Origin of the sequence: Aeromonas allosaccharophila (genome assembly GCF_000819685.1) — a bacterium.
GTDB classification, from domain to species: Bacteria; Pseudomonadota; Gammaproteobacteria; order Enterobacterales; family Aeromonadaceae; genus Aeromonas; species Aeromonas allosaccharophila.
The window spans coordinates 80,745-98,086 of sequence record NZ_CDBR01000017.1; the positions used below are offsets into that span (position 1 = coordinate 80,745).

At 59.6% G+C, this 17,342-nt stretch carries 16 protein-coding genes; 9 read left to right on the plus strand and 7 right to left on the minus strand.

What is annotated here, in order from left to right:
* Positions 1-33: 33 nt before the first annotated feature.
* The 3 genes from BN1115_RS03430 to cydX are packed head-to-tail and all read left to right on the plus strand — an operon-like array spanning position 34 to position 2,871.
* Positions 34-1,605: a cytochrome ubiquinol oxidase subunit I gene (locus BN1115_RS03430; protein WP_042656072.1), complete on the plus strand. Its 1,572-nt coding sequence runs from the start codon at positions 34-36 to the stop codon at positions 1,603-1,605.
* The gene (cydB, locus tag BN1115_RS03435) at positions 1,605-2,744 is read left to right on the plus strand and encodes a cytochrome d ubiquinol oxidase subunit II (RefSeq protein WP_042656073.1); all 1,140 of its coding nucleotides are present in this window, start codon (positions 1,605-1,607) and stop codon (positions 2,742-2,744) included. The genes BN1115_RS03430 and cydB overlap by 1 nt, the downstream gene beginning before the upstream one ends.
* Before the next feature lie 16 nt (positions 2,745-2,760).
* A complete protein-coding gene (gene cydX, locus BN1115_RS03440) occupies positions 2,761-2,871 on the plus strand; it encodes a cytochrome bd-I oxidase subunit CydX (RefSeq protein WP_005337572.1) in 111 nt (36 codons plus the stop codon).
* A gap of 217 nt (positions 2,872-3,088) precedes the next feature.
* On the opposite strand, the gene BN1115_RS03445 is transcribed toward cydX, so the two are convergent.
* Complete coding sequence (locus BN1115_RS03445) at positions 3,089-4,267, minus strand: MFS transporter (RefSeq protein ID WP_042656074.1); 1,179 nt, start codon at positions 4,265-4,267, stop codon at positions 3,089-3,091.
* A gap of 343 nt (positions 4,268-4,610) precedes the next feature.
* Between BN1115_RS03445 and BN1115_RS03450 the strand changes: the two genes are divergently transcribed.
* Positions 4,611-5,618, plus strand: coding sequence for an HAD family hydrolase (locus BN1115_RS03450; RefSeq protein WP_042656075.1), 1,008 nt, complete (start codon positions 4,611-4,613; stop codon positions 5,616-5,618).
* Between the two features lie 162 nt (positions 5,619-5,780).
* Here the strand turns inward: BN1115_RS03450 and dkgB are convergent, their stop codons facing one another.
* The 4 genes from dkgB to BN1115_RS03470 form a co-directional block, all read right to left on the minus strand.
* Positions 5,781-6,584: a 2,5-didehydrogluconate reductase DkgB gene (dkgB, locus tag BN1115_RS03455; protein WP_042656076.1), complete on the minus strand. Its 804-nt coding sequence runs from the start codon at positions 6,582-6,584 to the stop codon at positions 5,781-5,783.
* 65 nt (positions 6,585-6,649) lie between these two features.
* Complete coding sequence (locus tag BN1115_RS03460) at positions 6,650-6,946, minus strand: putative quinol monooxygenase (protein WP_042656077.1); 297 nt, start codon at positions 6,944-6,946, stop codon at positions 6,650-6,652.
* 181 nt (positions 6,947-7,127) lie between these two features.
* The gene (locus BN1115_RS03465; protein ID WP_042656078.1) at positions 7,128-7,490 is read right to left on the minus strand and encodes a VOC family protein; all 363 of its coding nucleotides are present in this window, start codon (positions 7,488-7,490) and stop codon (positions 7,128-7,130) included.
* Entirely contained in the window at positions 7,477-7,875 is a 399-nt protein-coding gene (locus tag BN1115_RS03470; protein WP_042656079.1) for a DUF6404 family protein, read from the minus strand. Before BN1115_RS03470 ends, BN1115_RS03465 begins: the two co-directional genes overlap by 14 nt.
* Before the next feature lie 193 nt (positions 7,876-8,068).
* Here BN1115_RS03470 and BN1115_RS03475 point away from each other — a divergent pair, with 193 nt between their 5' ends.
* Positions 8,069-8,971: a LysR substrate-binding domain-containing protein gene (locus BN1115_RS03475; RefSeq protein WP_042656080.1), complete on the plus strand. Its 903-nt coding sequence runs from the start codon at positions 8,069-8,071 to the stop codon at positions 8,969-8,971.
* Positions 8,972-9,146: 175 nt separating this feature from the next.
* Here the strand turns inward: BN1115_RS03475 and glpK are convergent, their stop codons facing one another.
* Both glpK and BN1115_RS03485 read right to left on the minus strand, forming a co-directional pair.
* Positions 9,147-10,649: a glycerol kinase GlpK gene (gene glpK / locus BN1115_RS03480; protein ID WP_042057675.1), complete on the minus strand. Its 1,503-nt coding sequence runs from the start codon at positions 10,647-10,649 to the stop codon at positions 9,147-9,149.
* Positions 10,650-10,687: 38 nt separating this feature from the next.
* The gene (locus BN1115_RS03485) at positions 10,688-11,536 is read right to left on the minus strand and encodes an MIP/aquaporin family protein (protein ID WP_042057673.1); all 849 of its coding nucleotides are present in this window, start codon (positions 11,534-11,536) and stop codon (positions 10,688-10,690) included.
* Positions 11,537-12,034: 498 nt separating this feature from the next.
* On the opposite strand from BN1115_RS03485, the gene glpT reads away from it, so the two are divergent.
* The 4 genes from glpT (at position 12,035) to glpQ (ending at position 17,253) form a co-directional block, all read left to right on the plus strand.
* Positions 12,035-13,393, plus strand: a complete 1,359-nt coding sequence (gene glpT / locus BN1115_RS03490; protein WP_042656081.1) for a glycerol-3-phosphate transporter — start codon at positions 12,035-12,037, stop codon at positions 13,391-13,393.
* A gap of 102 nt (positions 13,394-13,495) precedes the next feature.
* Positions 13,496-14,254: a DeoR/GlpR family transcriptional regulator gene (locus BN1115_RS03495; RefSeq protein ID WP_042012039.1), complete on the plus strand. Its 759-nt coding sequence runs from the start codon at positions 13,496-13,498 to the stop codon at positions 14,252-14,254.
* Positions 14,255-14,570: 316 nt separating this feature from the next.
* A complete protein-coding gene (gene glpD, locus BN1115_RS03500) occupies positions 14,571-16,058 on the plus strand; it encodes a glycerol-3-phosphate dehydrogenase (protein ID WP_042656082.1) in 1,488 nt (495 codons plus the stop codon).
* Positions 16,059-16,164: 106 nt separating this feature from the next.
* The gene (gene glpQ, locus BN1115_RS03505) at positions 16,165-17,253 is read left to right on the plus strand and encodes a glycerophosphodiester phosphodiesterase (RefSeq protein ID WP_042656083.1); all 1,089 of its coding nucleotides are present in this window, start codon (positions 16,165-16,167) and stop codon (positions 17,251-17,253) included.
* Positions 17,254-17,342 lie beyond the last annotated feature (89 nt).

A 17,342-nucleotide genomic window follows, 5' to 3' on the forward strand; every position in this document is an offset into this window, starting at 1 on the left:
GTGCACGGCAAATACAACAAAAGAGAGTGACGCATGATCAATCCGGATGACGTGGTCAGCCTGTCTCGCCTGCAATTTGGCGCCACGGCCCTGTTCCATTTCCTGTTTGTGCCCCTCACGCTGGGGCTGTCCTGGATCCTGGTGATCGCCGAGTCGGCCTATGTGATGACCGGCAAGGTGATCTATCAGGACATCACCCGCTTCTGGGGCAAACTGTTTGGCATCAACTTCGTCATGGGGGTCACCACGGGGATCACCATGGAGTTTCAGTTCGGCACCAACTGGGCTTACTACTCCCACTATGTGGGGGATATCTTCGGTACCCCGCTGGCCATCGAGGGGCTGATGGCCTTCTTCCTCGAATCGACCCTGGTGGGGCTCTTCTTCTTTGGCTGGGACAAGCTCTCCCGCGGCAAGCACCTGCTGGTGACCATGCTGGTGGCGCTCGGCTCCAATCTCTCGGCGCTGTGGATCCTGATCGGCAACGGTTGGATGCAAAACCCGGTGGGGGCCGAGTTCAACCTGCTGACCCAGCGGATGGAGCTGGTGGATATCGCCGCCGTGCTGTTCAATCCGGTGGCGCAGGTGAAGTTTGTTCACACCGTTGCGGCGGGCTATGTGGCCGCCTCCATGTTCGTGATGGGGGTGAGCAGCTGGTATCTGCTGCGCAAGACCGAGGTGCAGTTTGCCCTGCGCTCCTTCGCCATTGCCTCCGGCTTCGGGTTGGCGGCCATCCTCTCTGTCATTGTGCTCGGGGATGAGTCGGGTTATCGCACCGGTGAGGTGCAGAAGGTCAAGCTCGCCGCCATCGAGGCGGAGTGGCATACCGAGCCAGCGCCAGCTTCCTTTACCCTGTTTGGCTTCCCGGATCAGCAGGAGCAGACCACTCACGTCGCCATCAAGATCCCGTATCTGATGGGGATCATCGCCACCCGATCCCTCGATGAGGCGGTGACCGGCATCAAGGATCTCAAGGTGCAGCACGAGGCGCGCATTCGCAGCGGCATGGTGGCTTCCGGTGCGCTCGAACAGATCCGCGCCGGTAACGACTCGGCCGAAAACCGGGCGCAGTTTGCCAAACACGGCAAGGATCTCGGCTACGGTCTGCTGCTCACCCCCTATGCCAGCAATATCGCCAAGGCGGGGGAGGCGGAGATCGCCAAGGCAGTGGAGGACTCCATCCCGCAGGTAGCGCCGCTCTTCTTCGGTTTTCGCCTGATGGTGGGGCTGGGCGTCGCGATGCTGGGGCTGATGGTGGTGAGCTTTGTCCAGCTCTGCCGCAACCGGCTGCAAGACTCGCCACGGCTGCTCAAGACCCTGCTCTGGAGCATTCCGCTGCCGTGGATTGCCATCGAGGCGGGCTGGCTGGTGGCCGAACTTGGCCGTCAACCCTGGACCATCAGCGATGTGCTGCCGGTCTCGGCCTCGGTCTCTTTGCTTCAGCCGGGCCAACTCTGGTTCAGCCTCATCGCCATCTGTTCCATCTACACCCTGCTGCTGGTGGTGGAGCTGTTCCTGTTGCGCCATGTGATCCGCAAGGGGCCCGCCATTCTCCATACCGGCCGCTACAGCGGTGAACAACCCGAACTTGCGAGGATCGCCTGATGGATTACGCAACCCTGAAACTCATCTGGTGGGCGCTGGTGCTCTTCATGATGGTTGGTTTTATCGTGATGGATGGCTTCGATCTCGGCATCACCATGCTGCTGCCGGTGGTGTCGAAAGATGACGACGACCGCCGTCTGGTGATCAACAGCGTGGGGCCGGTGTGGGAGGGCAATCAGGTGTGGCTGATTGCCGGTGCCGGTGCCCTGTTCGCCGCCTGGCCGCTGGTTTATGCCGCCGCCTTCTCGGGGCTCTACATCCCCATGGTGGTGTTGCTGCTTGGCCTCTTCCTGCGTCCGGTCGGTTTTGACTATCGCAGCAAGCTGGCTGATCCGGTGTGGCGTCGCTGGTGGGATCGGGCGCTGGTGGCCGGTGGTCTGGTGCCTGCCTTGATCTTGGGCGCAGCCATTGGTCTGGTGATGGAGGGGCTGCCGTTTCGCTTCGATACGGCGCTGCGTCTGCACTACGGCGCGTTTGACTTCCACTGGGGCTGGCTGCTCTCGGTGCTGGCTACCGCCATCAGCCTGTTGCTGCTGCACGGCGCCAGCTTCTTGCAGGCCAAGGTGACGGGCACCCCTGCGCTGCGCGCACGGGGCATCGCCATCCTGCTGGCCCCGCTGGTGACCCTCTGCTACCTGCTGGCCGGTTGGCATCTGGTGGATCTGCAAGGGTTTCAGCTGACCGGGGTGGGCACACAACCCTTTGACCCGAATGCCGCCATCAGCCCGTTGATGAAGGGGGTCACCCCGCATGTCGCTGGCTGGCTGCACAACTACCACGAGCAGCCGCTGCTGTGGCTGGTGCCGCTCATCGGGGCGCTGGCGCCGCTGGTGAGCGGGATTGCCGCCTGGCTGGAGCGGGGCCGGATGGCGCTTCTAGCTAGCGCCATCGCCTGCGCCGCCATGCTCTGCTCGGTGGCCATCGCCCTTTTCCCCTTCGTGCTGCCTTCATCCCTTGATGCGGTCAGTAGTTTGACCCTGTGGGACAGCACCTCCAGCTACAAGACGTTGGCCATCATGTTCGGCATCGTGCTGGTGCTGATGCCGGTCAACCTGGGCTACACCGGCTGGGTCTATCGGGTGGTGCACGGCAAGCTCGACCGCGCCCGCATCAAGCGCGACAGCCATCAACTCTACTGACTTCAAGGGATCTGCTATGTGGTACTTCACCTGGATTTTGGGCCTCGGATTCGCCCTGCTGCTGGGCCTGTGCAACCTGCTCTGGCTGGAAGCGCGCTGGCAGGCGGACGAACGGGACGGCAACTGACGGCGGGGGGCAAACCACTGCTGGTGCTGCTGGTTTACGGCGGGGGCCGCTACGTCAGCCTCGACTACTGGCTCACGCGGGCGGTAAACAAGGGGGCAGTGGTTTCCCGCACGGCATAACAACTCACAAAAATAACAGAGCGTGAAAAGAGACGAGCGGCATATGCCGCTCGTTTTTATTTGATGAAGGAAGAGGCAGTGCGGCCTACTGGCGCCGCTTATGCCTGACAGGCGGCGAGCCGGAGGGCTTCGCGGCGCTCGCTGACATGGGTCAGCCCATAGGCCAGCAGCACGATAAGGGCGCCGATCCAGGGGGTGTGCATCAGGCCGAGGTGCTCCACCACCAAGCCACCGACTATGGAACCGAGCGCAATGCCGACGTTGAAGGCGGCGATATTGAGGCCCGATGCCACATCCACTGCGTTGGGGGTGTGCAGCTCGGCCTGTTTGACCACCAGCACCTGCAGACCCGGCACGTTGCCGAAGGCAAAGGCGCCCCACACCAGCACGGTCAGTACCGCCAGCACCGGATGGGGGGCGGTGAAGGTGAGGGCCAGCAGCACCAGCGCCAAACCGGCAAACAGCAGCTTCAACGCAGGTAGGGGGCCCATCTTGTCGGCCAGCTTGCCGCCCCAGATATTGCCGATGGCAACCGATACCCCGTAGACCAGCAGGATCAGGCTCACCGCACCGGCGCTAAAGCCGCTCACCTGCTGCAGGATCGGGGCGAGGAAGGTGAACGCAGTAAAGGCGCCGCCGTAACCGAGCGCCGTTTTGGCGTAGACCAGCAGCAGTGGTTTCTTGGTCAGTACCGAGAGCTGTTCGCGGATGGTCGAGGCCGCCCCCTTGGGCAGGTTATTGGGGATCAGCAGCAGGCTGCCCACCATGGCGATCACACCGAGCAGGCTCACCACCAGAAAGGTTTCACGCCAGCCAAATACCTGACCAATCCAGGTGCCGAGTTGCACGCCGGTTACCAGCGCCACTGTCAGACCGCTGAACATGATGGCGATGGCACTCGCCGCCTTCTCTTTGGCCACCAAGCCGGTGGCGATGGTGCTGCCCACCGAGAAGAAGACCCCGTGCGCCAGTCCGGTGAGGATGCGGGCCACAATCAGGCTCTCGTAACCGGGAGCCTGCCAGGCCAGCAGGTTGCCGGCGGTAAAGAGCGCCATCAGCCCCACCAGCAGCCACTTGCGCGGCACCTTGCCGGTGAGCGCCGTGAGCACGGGGGCGCCGATGGCTACGCCAAGGGCATAGAGGCTGACCAACAGGCCCGCGGAGGGGAGCGAGACATTGAGCTGCTGGGCTATGGTGGGGATAAGCCCCACGATCACAAATTCAGTGGTGCCGATCGCAAAGGCACTCAGGGTAAGGGCAAATAACGCCAGTGGCATAACAACTCCTTGGATAGTGACTCCCGACGGGAGAATGGCGCCAGTATGCCGATGCGATTTGTTGGCAAAAATGACGGTGACATCAAATTACTTTTGCCAAATCAGCAGCAATAACGCTGAGTGGGATGGAATTGCGTTGCCCGCCGCGCGAGCGCAACGCAGTGATCTGCCTCGCAGAACGGACTAAGCGCAGCTCCTTTTCTGAGCTTGCTTAAGCTCCAGTACAAGCTGGCCGCCATAGGGTTGTCCCTGTTAAACCCGTGAGTGTTGAATCCATGCGCGCTGGTGGTGTGATGGCCGCGCGCTTTCATCTACAGGCAATATCCAGCTGACAGGTAACATGATGACATTGAACCGACTCTCCTCTCTTTTGCTGCTGTGCGGCGCCTTTGCGGTACAGGCTGGCCAGAGCGACCCCCTCTCTGCCTGGAATGACACGGCAGCCAAGCAGGCGATCACCCGCTGGGTGACCAATGCCACCGATCAGCAGCTGCCCACCTTTATTCCGCCCGAGAAGCGCCATGTGGTGTTTGACAATGACGGCACCCTTTGGCCGGAAGCGCCCATGACCTATCAGCTGCAGTTTGCGATGGACGAGATCAAGCGTCTGGCACCAGAACACCCGGAGTGGAAGGCCGATCCCATCGTCGCGGCAGTGCTGAACAATGACCTCAAGGCCGTGGCCAAATCGGGGGAGAAGGGGCTCGCCAAGCTGGTGGGGCTGACCCACAGCGGCATGACCACCACCGAGTTTGCCGAGCGGGTCAGCCGCTGGGTCAACAGCAGCAAGGATCCCCGTTTTGGCTGCCACTACGATCAGCTCGGTTATCTGCCGATGAAGCAGCTGCTGGGGTATCTGCGGGACAATGGCTTTCAGACCTGGATTGTCTCCGGCGGTGGCGTCGACTTTATGCGGGTGATGTCCGAGCAGATGTATGGCATCCCGCCCCAGCAGGTGATTGGCTCCTTTACCCTCGGCGAGTTTGCCCTGACCGGGGAGGGCAGCGAGATCCGCAAGACCATGAATGGCGCCTTCTTTGATGATGGCAAGGCGAAGCCGGCGGCTATCCACCTCTTTATGGGACAGCGCCCTGTGGCGGCCTTTGGCAACAGTGATGGCGATGTGCCCATGCTGCAATACACCTCGACCAACCCGGATTACCACACCTTTGGCCTGCTGCTACACCACACAGATGCCAAGCGCGAATACGCCTACGACAGCCATCCGCCAGCCAGCGGCAAGCTGATCGACGGGCTGGCGCAGGCAAAAGCGCGGGGCTGGGTGGTGGTCGATATGAAATCAGACTGGAATCAGGTGTTCGATCCCGCCCTCTGTCAGAACGCACCCTGATTGTGCGGCCGCATCTGGCGTCAATAGGTTGGCTGGACGTTCAGCAAGCGCGGCAACGCGTGAGGCAAGAAAAGAGACAGGGAGAGCATGATGCTCTCCCTGTTTTATCTGGCTGGTCGGCAGAACCGGCCCTTTTTTCGCGTTAGTCTCAGGCCTTTCGCGTTAGTCCCACGCGGGGGCAAAGTCGGGATTGGCGCAGCGCTCGCCCCGATCCAGCGTGGCGATGGCGGCCATCTCCTCGCTGCTCAAGGTGATATCGAGAGCGGCCAGATTGGCGGCCTGATGCTCCCGCTTGGTGGAGCTCGGGATCACCGCCATATTTTGGGCCAGTAGCCAGGCCAGCGACACCTGCGCCGCCGATACCCCGTGGCGTTTGCCAATCTCCATCAGCAGCGGCTCGCTCAGCACCTTGCCATAGGCGAGCGGCATATAGGCGGTGACGGCGATACCGTGAGCTTTGCAGAACTCCACCACCTTGCGGTTTTGCAGCAGAGGATGAACCTCGATCTGCTGGTGGGCGATGGCCCCCGGCCCCAAGATCTCGATAGCCTGTTTGAGCTGGGCTACGGTGAAGTTGGAGACCCCGATCTCCCGGGTCAGGCCTTGTGCCTTGGCCTCGGCCAATTGCTCCAGATAGACCGCCATCGGCACCTCATCCTTGGGGGAGGGCCAGTGGATCAGCGTCAGATCCAGATAGTCGGTGCCCAGTTTTTCCAGGCTCACCTCAAGGCTCGGGATCAGCTTGCCCGGGCCAAATTCGCTGGTCCACACCTTGGTGGTCAGATAGATATCCTGGCGGGAAACGGCGCTGCGGGTCAGCACGGCGCCGACCTCGGCTTCGTTGTCATAGATCTGGGCGGTATCGATATGGCGATAGCCCAGCTCCAGACCGTTGGTCAGGGTGGCAAGCAGCGGCTCGCCCTTCAGGCGGAAGGTGCCCAGACCCATGGGTGGCATATTGATCATCTCGTTCCTCAATGGGGTGGTGGTTGGCCCTTGGCGGGCTGAATGGAAAGCGGCGCAAGGGCCCGTCAGGCGACCAGCTGCTGATAGCGGCGAATGGTGCTGCTGGCAAACCAGGGCTCGGCCTTGGCGACAAATTCGGTAAAGTGGGGCTGGCCCTGATGTGCGGTGAGGGCGGCTTCGCTCTCCCATACCTCGTAGAGCATCCAGCTGTTTGGATTGTCCAAGTCCTGATGCAGTTGATAGCGCTGGCAGCCCGCCTCCTGCAGCGTGGCCGCGATTAGCGGCTCAAGGGCAGCGCGAAACTGGGCGGCGAATTCGGGTTTGGCTTCAAGCTGGGCAATCACAATCACGGGTGATGACATTTGAACCTCCTTGGCAAAAACGAAGGGTCAGTATGCCTACCGTGACTTGCTGGAAACAGGGCGCTGGTCGCAAAACAGTATTGAGGGGAGAGCAGCAATCCGGCAGCAAGAAATACATGGCGCAAGTGCCATGGTGGCATGTAAAAAATGAGAAAAGGGGCGGACGTACCGCCCTGCATCATCAGGCGCGGGAAGGGTCTGACCAGACGGCAAACTCATTGCCGCTGGGCTCAACGAAGTGGAAACGGCGGCCACCGGGAAAATCGAAAAGAGGACGGTTGATGGTGCCACCGTGTTGGCTCACCTTGGCTTGAGTCGCTTCAATATCGGCGCTGAAGAACACCAGCAGGGCGCCGCCCTGAGCTGTCTGGCTGCACTGATCCGCCCGATAAAATCCGCCATCCAGCCCCTCATCGGCAAAGGCGCAGTAGTCGGGGCCGTAATCGACAAACTGCCAGCCAAATACGGCCTGAAAGAAGGCTTTAGTCGCTGCAAGATCCCGTGCAGCAAACTCTACATAGTTCAGTTTTTCATGGACGTTCATGCCGTTCTTCTCCCTCATCATCAGCATCGATGTGCTCAGCAAGTTGCTCCCACGGAGTCAGTTTAAGTTGCTTGTGCCGTAACCTGAGGACACTGGCCATAATGAGGCCGATTAATCCCGCAAAAATGGCGGTTTGACGTAGAGCAAATAGCAGATCCATTCCCATGGGTTGCCAGCTGAAAAACCACAACAGTATGCTCCAGATCAGTCCAAGGCCGATGCCAAATACCATAAAGTTGGTAAGCCAGCTCTCGTAATGTGGCGGTTTGACAGACCAACCCAGTTGGCGCAACAACCAGAACAAGGGGGGATTGTAGTTGGACTGCCATACCCCTTTGTGAGCCAGCTCCTGATGGGCGGCGGCCAGCCGCGCTTCAAATGTCATGGTATTGATCCTTGTGAAATAAGTGGTGCCATACGGTGCTTTTCTGGCTGCATTGTACTGACAAATCGCAAGCATGATGTGGGCTCTCGGTCACGTTCTTCTCTGTAGAAAAACAGATCTGGCCCACCGGACCCTTGCCAATCCACAGCTCCTGCGTCTATAAAGGCCCATTACTCTTGTCTGGATAACAGCAATGAAGACCCATTCTGATGAACTGACCCTGTTTGTGGCAGTGGTGGAGGCGGGCAGTTTTCGCCAGGCGGCGGAGAACCTCGGCATGGACAATTCGGTGGTGAGCCGTGGCATCAAGCGGCTGGAGGAGAAGCTTTCCACCGTGCTGCTCAACCGCACCACCCGCCGGGTCAGTCTGACCGAGGAGGGGAGCTGGTTCTATCAGCGGGCGGTGAAGATCCTGACCGAGATGAGCGAGGCGGAGGGGCATCTGCTGATGCGCCGGGAACAGCCGGAGGGGATCTTGCGGGTCGATGCCGCCACCCCGTTTATCCTGCACCGGTTGGTGCCGATCATCGGCGAGTTTCGCCGCCGCTACCCCGCCATCGAGTTGCAGTTGCACAGCTCCGAGGGCTTTATCAATCTGATGGAGCGGCGGGTGGACATGGCCATCCGCATCGGCGAGCTGACCGACTCCTCCTTGCGTGCGCTGCCGCTGGGCCGTTCGCGGTTGCGGCTGCTGGCTTCTCCCGCCTACTTGAGTGAGCGTGGTACGCCGCGCCAACCGGCGGATCTGCTGAGCGGTCACGAGCTGCTCGGCTTTTTGCATCCCGATCACCTCAACCACTGGCCGCTGCTCAGTGCCGAGCAGGGGGATCGCTTTGCCATCACCCCCAGCCTGCGTGCCAGCAGCGGCGAAACCTTGCGCCAGCTGGCGTTGCGGGGACAGGGGATCGTCTGTCTGTCGGATTTTATGACCGGGCAGGATCGGGAGAGCGGGGCGCTGGTGGAGGTGCTGGCGCGCAATAACAGCGGCGCCTCGCGCCCCATCAATGCGGTCTTCTACTCCGATGCCCAGCGGGATATCCGGCTGCGGGTCTGGCTCGATTTTCTTAAAGAACAGCTGGGCAGCCAATCACTCTGATACGGTGGGCCTGGATGAGCTGTGGGTGGCCGCACAAAGGTGTTGGCGCAGCATGTGTGAATTATGCAGACGGCGCCCAACTGGCAATGTAACAGCCTGCCGGGAATGTAAAAAAGAGGCCGACATTGCTGTCGGCCTCTCTGGTTTTTATCTCAACGGGAGGTCAGTTGCCCGATCACTCCTCTTCAGCCCAGCGGCGTGAACGCTCGACCGCTTTCTGCCAGCCGCTGTAACGTTTGGCGCGATCTTCTCTGTCCATCTGCGGGATGAACTCGCGGTCCACGCTGAATTTGTCTTCCAGCTCGTCGGAGCTCTTCCAGAAGCCGACTGCCAGACCCGCCAGGAAGGCGGCGCCCATGGCGGTGGTCTCGATGCGTGTCGGACGTACCACTGGGGTGTGCATCATGTCAGCCTGGAACTGCATCAGGAAGTCGTTGGCCACGGCGCCGCCGTCCACTTTCAGAGCTGCCAGCTTGATGCCGGAGTCCTGCTGCATCGCATCCAGCACATCGCGGCTCTGATAGGCGATGGATTCCAGCGCGGCACGGATGATGTGGTTGCGGTTGGCGCCACGGGTCAGACCGACCATGGTGCCGCGAGCATACGGATCCCAGTAGGGCGCGCCCAGACCGACGAAGGCCGGTACCAGATAGACGCCGTTGGTGTCACCCACCTTGGAGGCGAAGTAGTCGGTATCGCGGGCATCGTGAATGATCTTCAGCTCGTCACGCAGCCACTGGATGGTGGCGCCGCCCATAAACACCGCACCTTCCAGCGCGTAGTTCACTTCCCCTTTCGGACCGATGGCGACGGTGGTCAGCAGGCCGTTATTGGAGCGAACCGGTTCGGTGCCGGTGTTCATCAGCATGAAGCAGCCGGTCCCGTAGGTGTTCTTGGCCATCCCTTTTTCAAAGCAGAGCTGACCGAACAGGGCAGACTGCTGGTCACCTGCAATACCGGCGATGGGGATGCGGGAGCCGCCGCCACGGGTGGTGTAACCGTACACTTCGGAAGAGGGTTTCACTTCCGGCAGCATGGACATCGGGATGCCCAGCTCGTCCAGCATCTTCTCGTCCCACTTCAGGTCGCGGATGTTGTAGAGCATGGTACGGGAGGCGTTGGTCGGGTCAGTGACGTGGACTTCGCCATTGGTCATCTTCCAGACCAGCCAGGTGTCGATGGTGCCGAACAGCAGCTCGCCGTTCATTGCCTTCTCGCGGGCACCTTCCACGTTGTCGAGGATCCACTTCACCTTGGTACCGGAGAAGTAGGCATCCAGCACCAGGCCGGTGTTGTCACGGACGTACTCTTCCAGACCGCGCGCTTTCAGCTCTTCGCAGATGGCTGCGGTACGGCGGCACTGCCAGACGATGGCGTTGTAGATGGGCTTGCCGGTGGCTTTTTCCCAGACGACGGTGGTTTCACGCTGGTTGGTGATACCGATGGCGGCGATCTCTTCGCTGCGCAGGCCGCTCTTGGCCAGCACTTCGGTAAAGACGGAGGATTGGGTCGCCCAGATCTCCATCGGGTCGTGCTCTACCCAGCCCGCTTTCGGGTAGTGCTGGGTAAATTCGCGCTGTGAGGTCGCTACTATGTTGGCGTCCTGATCAAACACGATGGCGCGGGAAGAGGTGGTACCCTGGTCCAGAGCGACGACATATTTCTTTTCTGCAGACATGATGTTCTCCACGTTTATTTTCTACGTTGGGTGCCGTCTTACGCGGCAGCCTCTTCTTTGGTGGTTTGGGTCGCTTGCTCGGCGGCGGCAACACGGTTGCCCGGGACGCAGGGAGCCAGCACTTTGACATACAGAGCGGTACCAAGCTGGGCGCCAACGATGGGGCCAAGGATCGGAACCCAGAAGTAGGGGTTGTCACGACCACCGGTCAGGGCGACATCACCCCAGCCAGCAAAGAACGCGAACAGTTTCGGACCAAAGTCACGGGCCGGGTTCATGGCAAAACCGGTTAACGGGCCAAGGGAGGCGCCGATCACCGCGATCAGGATACCGATCAGCAGGGCGGCCGCGAAACCTTTGGGGGCGCCGTTGTTGTTGTCACCCAGCGCCATGATGCCCAGCATCAGCACGGCGGTGATCACCAGCTCGACGGCGAAGGCTTGCATGTTGGTCAGCAGGGCGTTCGGGTAGGTGGAGAAGATCCCGGCGGTGCCGAGGCTCTCGACGCTGCCGCGCACCACGTTATGGGTCACTTCCCACTGGGTGAAAAGGTTACCATAAAGGAAGTAGACAAGGGCCGCGAAGCAGAAGGCACCGGCCATCTGGGCGATGATGTAGGGCACTACCTTGCGCTTGTCGAACCCGCAGAAGGTCATCAGCGCCAGGGTCACGGCCGGGTTCAGGTGGGCACCTGAAATACCGCCGGTCACATAGATGGCGATCGCGACGCCCAGACCCCAGGTAATGGAGATTTCCCATTGTCCGAAGTTGGCACCTGCCAGCACCAGAGCGGCGACACAACCGACGCCGAAAAATATCAGCAAGCCGGTTCCGATAAACTCGGCGATGCATTCGCCAAGCAGGGTATTGGGTCTTTGTATGCTCATATCTTTATTCCTTATATCCACCCGTAGAGGCCATAGAGGTTTAATGTTCCGTTTTTCATTTTTGTGTCTATCCGTTGCGGCCGAAAACGTTTCCTTGTTGTTTTTGCGTCTTGCGCAAACGTTATGCTCGTTTGCGCTCGTTATCGGACGAGAGAGAAAATAAACCTTCCCGCGAAATTCACCATCCCCCTGCCATGGGAAATGTGGACAAGATCCCACTCATTGCTAAGAAAATGTGACGTATAGCAACTTGATGGCGGCAAGATACCACTAAGGGGGTACTCCCTATCCCTTGCCCGGCAAGGGTTTGAGGCAGATGAGTAACTGCTCATTTGGAACTTTTATTTGTAATAAAAATGAAATATTTGAGCATGCATCACAGATTAAATGAGCGCATATGAGCACAATGGGCTCGCTTACGAATCAGTGGACTCACATGGTTCGTCGGAATGGTCAGGGCATCCTCAACCGCCCATAACAACAATAAGGAAGCAGAACATGCTTAGTCTCTTCAGGCCTGCGGCGCACATCGACAGGCTCCCGGCTGACAAGGTCGACCCCTTCTACAAACGCATGCGTTGGCAGGTGTTCTTCGGGATCTTCTTCGGTTATGCCGGTTACTACCTGGTACGGAAAAACTTCAGTCTGGCGATGCCCTATCTGGTCGAGCAGGGTTTCTCTCGTGGCGATCTGGGTCTGGCCCTCTCCGGGGTGTCCATCGCTTACGGCTTGTCCAAGTTCCTGATGGGGAACGTCTCTGACCGTTCCAACGCCCGTTACTTCCTCTCCGCCGGTTTGCTGCTCTCGGCCGGTATCATGTTCATGATGGGTACCATGCACTGGGCGACCTCCAGCATCGCCATCATGTTCGTGCTCTTGTTCCTCAACGGTTGGGCACAGGGCATGGGCTGGCCGCCCTGCGGTCGCACCATGGTGCACTGGTGGTCACAGAAAGAGCGCGGCGAAGTGGTTGCGGTCTGGAACGTGGCGCACAACGTGGGCGGCGGCATGATTGGCCCGCTGTTTATCCTCGGGATGGGCTGGTTCAACGACTGGCGCAGTGCCTTCTATGTGCCTGCGGCGGCTGCGGCAGCCATCGCGGTGATCGCCTTCTTCGTGATGCGTGATACCCCGCAATCGGTCGGTCTGCCTCCCATCGAGGAGTACAAGGACGACTATCCGAAGGATTACAACGCGAGCCATGAGCAGGAGTTTTCCGCCAAGGAGATCTTCGTCAAGTACGTGCTGCACAACAAACTGCTGTGGTACATCGCGATTGCCAACGCCTTCGTTTACCTCATTCGTTACGGTGTGCTGGACTGGGCGCCAACCTACCTGAAAGAGGCCAAGCACTTTACCGTCGACAACTCCTCCTGGGCTTACTTCCTCTACGAGTGGGCCGGTATTCCGGGCACCCTGCTGTGTGGCTGGATCTCTGACAAGATGTTCCAGGGCCGCCGTGCGCCAGCCGGTATCCTGTTCATGGTGCTGGTGACCGTGGCTGTGCTGGTCTACTGGTTCAACCCGGCCGGCAACCCGACCGTCGACATGATGGCACTGGTGGCTATCGGCTTCCTGATCTACGGCCCTGTCATGCTGATCGGCCTCTATGCTCTTGAGCTGGCACCGAAGAAAGCAGCCGGTACTGCGGCAGGTTTCACCGGTCTGTTCGGTTATCTGGGCGGCGCCGTGGCAGCCAACGCCATGCTGGGTTATACCGTTGACCACTTCGGTTGGGATGGCGGCTTCATGGTGCTGACCGTATCGTGCGTGCTCTCCATCATCCTGCTGGCGATGACCCTCAAACACGAGAACATTGCCGTTGCAGCCAAGAAAGCGGCTGCCAATAAGGCATAAAACGTGATCGTCAGCTTATTGATCCCAAAGGGGATCAGGTAAACTGCCAAAAGGCCCCGCATCTGCCGGGGCCTTTTTTCGTTTCATCATCGGAGTGCAAGCGTGAAGCAAACCCAACGACATCTGGAGATCCTGGACGTCCTGACGCGGCAGGGATTTGTCTCGACCGACGATCTGGTGACCCACTTTGACGTCAGCCCCCAGACCATTCGCCGGGATCTGAACGATCTCGCCGAACAGAACAAGATCCGGCGCCATCATGGCGGTGCCTCCCTGCATTCGAGTACCGTCAATACCGCCTACAGCGCCCGTAAAGTGATGCAACTCAAGGAGAAAGAGCGCATCGCCCGCGAGGTAGCGGCCAATATTCCCGACGGTTCATCGCTGTTTATCGACATCGGTACTACTACCGAGGCGATTGCCCGCGCCCTGCTCGATCACCGCGAGCTGCGCATCGTCACCAACAACCTCAACGTGGCCAGCATCCTGACGGCCAAGGATGACTTCACAGTCATCATCGCCGGTGGCGAGATCCGCAACCGCGATGGCGGCATCGTGGGGGAGGCGACCCGCGACTTTATCGGTCAGTTTCGCATGGACTATGGCGTCATCGGGATTTCGGGGATCGACAACGACGGCTCCCTGCTCGATTTCGACTATCACGAGGTGAAGATCGCCCAGGCCATCATCGCTCACTCCCGTCAGGTGTTCCTGGCCGCCGACCACACCAAGTTCGGTCGCAATGCCATGGTCAATCTGGGCAATCTCAACCAGATCCACGCCCTCTTTACCGATCAGGAGCCACCGGAAAAGCTGACGCGATTGATGGCGCAACACCAGATCGCCTGCCACATCTGCTGACGGCTGAAGAGGCCAAGGCTGTGCCGGTCGCCCGTTCGGGCGGCCTCCTTTCTGTTCCTGCTCCCATTCTCACGTTCATTTCACCCCTTTCTGGGTATTGCAAAAAGAACTCTCTAACCTGGCTGTTTTGGCTATTCACTCGCCAGTTTTAGCCTGATCCCTGTCGCTCACCTGCAGTACCACTTTTGCCACCTCTGGCGGGCTGTGGCGATCACACTTTCGCCATAAAATGTTCGTTTGTTGTATTTTCATGTTCTAAAATGAGCGAAACCAAACATTGCTGTTATAGCAATCATAAAAATGAAAGTAGGTGAACATGAGCGAACATTATGATCTGGTCGTCGTCGGTGGCGGCATCAACGGGGTCGGCATCGCAGCCGATGCGGCAGGACGGGGCCTGAAGGTTGCCCTGTTTGAGGCGCAAGATCTCGCCTCTGCCACCTCCTCCAACTCCAGCAAGCTGATCCACGGCGGTTTGCGCTATCTCGAACATTACGAATTCCGGCTGGTGAAAGAGGCGTTGGCGGAGCGTGAGGTGCTGCTCGGTATGGCGCCTCACATCGCCCGTCCGATGCGTTTTCGCCTGCCGCACCGCCCGCACCTGCGTCCGGCCTGGATGATCCGCGCCGGCCTGTTCCTGTATGACAATCTGGCCAAGCGCGACAAGCTCAAGGGGAGCTGCGGCGTGCGCTTCCTGCCGCAAGATGGCTTGACCGCAGGGATCAACAAGGGCTTTGAATACTCGGATGCCTGGGTTGACGACGCCCGGCTGGTGGTACTCAACGCCATGATGGCTCGTGACAAGGGCGCCGATGTGCAGACCCGCACCCGCTGCATCAAGGCGGTGCGCGGATCCAAACACTGGACGCTGACGCTGGAGCGAGAAGGCGGCGAGCAGTTCACCGTCACCTGCCGTGGTCTGGTCAATGCGGCCGGCCCCTGGGTCAAGACCTTCTATGACGAGAGCCTGAACGAGAAATCCCCCCGTGGCATTCGCCTTATTAAAGGCAGCCACATGATAGTGCCGCGCATCCATGAGCGCGAAGAGGCCTATATCCTGCAAAACGAGGACAATCGCATCGTCTTCGTCATCCCTTACCAGCAGGACTATTCGCTGATCGGCACCACCGACGTGGAGCACCACGGCAGCCCGCGGGAAGCGAAGATCAGCGAGGCCGAGATCAATTACCTGTGCAAGGTGGTCAACGCCCACTTTACTCGCCAGATCGCCCCGAAAGATGTGATCTGGACCTATGCCGGAGTGCGTCCGCTCTGTGATGACGAGTCAGATTCACCGCAGGCGGTGACCCGCGACTATACGCTCGAACTCTCTGGCGAATCGGATGGTGCGCCGCTGCTCTCGGTATTTGGCGGCAAGCTCACCACCTATCGCAAGCTGGCGCAGGCCGCTTGCAACAAGCTCAAACCTTGGTTCAGCCAGATGGGGGATGACTGGACTGCGACCAGCCGTCTGCCCGGCGGCGAGTTTGACTGCTCGGTACGCGAGCTGGCCCGCGCCTTTGCGCTGGAGTTTGACTGGCTCGACGATCGCAGCGCCCTGCGCATTGCCGAGGCCTATGGCGCCCATGCCCGTCTCTGGCTGAAAGAGGATCGTGGCATTCACTTCGGTGGCGGTCTCTACGAGTCGGAAGTGCGCTATCTCATCGAGCGGGAGTGGGCCTGTTCACTGGACGATATCCTCTGGCGCCGCAGCAAGCTGGGGCTGCGCCTGAACGAGTCAGAGCAGCAGATGCTGAGCATCTGGCTCGACCAATATCATCACGCTCTGCGCAAGGCGAGCTGATGTGTGACGGTGGGCAGTGCGCTGCTGCCCACCGCGTTCTACCGTAAATATGCAACAAACCTCTGATAGAACAATTACCTACACACAATAATAAAGAGCCTCACCTATGAAAAAACTCGCCGTTTCCCTCATCGCCCTGAGCCTTGGGGCATCCCTCTCATTACCCGTGTTTGCTGCCGATGAAGGCAAGGTGGTGATTGCCCACCGTGGCGCCTCCGGCTACCTGCCCGAGCATACCCTGGAGTCCAAGGCGCTGGCCTATGGCATGGGGGCCGACTATCTGGAGCAGGATCTGGTGATGACCAAGGATGACCAACTGGTGGTGATGCATGATCACTTCCTCGATGGCATCACCGATGTGGCCGAGCATTTCCCCGGTCGCGCCCGCCCGGACGGCCGTTATTATGTGGTGGATTTCACCCTGGACGAGGTGCGTTCCCTGCGCATGACCGAGCCGTTCCAGCTGGTGGATGGCAAGCAGGTGCCGGTCTATCCGGCCCGCTTCCCGCTGTGGAAGTCGAACTTCAAGATCCACACCTTCCAGGAGGAGATCGAGATGATCCAGGGGCTCAACAAGAGCACCGGCAAAAACATCGGCATCTACCCGGAGATCAAAGCACCCTGGCTGTTCCGCCACGAAGGCAAGGATATCTCCAAGGCGGTACTGAAGGTGCTCAAGGAGTACGGCTACACCGGGAAGGATGACAAGGTCTATCTGCAGTGCTTCGATGCCGATGAACTCAAGCGGATCAACAGCGAGCTGATGCCTGCCTTAGGGATGGATCTGAAACTGGTGCAGTTGATGGCCGAGACCGACTGGAACGAGACCATGGTCTACGACGCCAAGGGCAAGGCGACCCCCTACAACTATGACTGGATGTTCAAGCCGGGGGCGATGAAAACCATCGCCAGCTATGCCGAAGGGATTGGCCCGTGGAAACCGATGATCGTCACCGAGCCGGGCACCCTGGGCAAGCCGGTCTTCACCGGCATGGTGAAAGAGGCCCACGCGGCGGGTCTCAAGGTGCATCCTTATACCTTCCGTCAGGATGAGGGGCAGATCCCTGCCTATGCCAAGGACTTCACCGATCTGCTCAACATCTTCCTCTATCAGGCCGATGTGGACGGGGTGTTCAGCGACTTCCCCGACAAGGCGGTAGCCGTGATCAAGGCCCATGAAGGGGCGGCTAAATAGCTAAGTGGTGTCATTTGAGTGTGAAGCGAGGCCAGTTGGCCTCGCTTTTTGTTGGAGGTTCCCGCAACGGGAGTGTGCGCCCTGTCAGA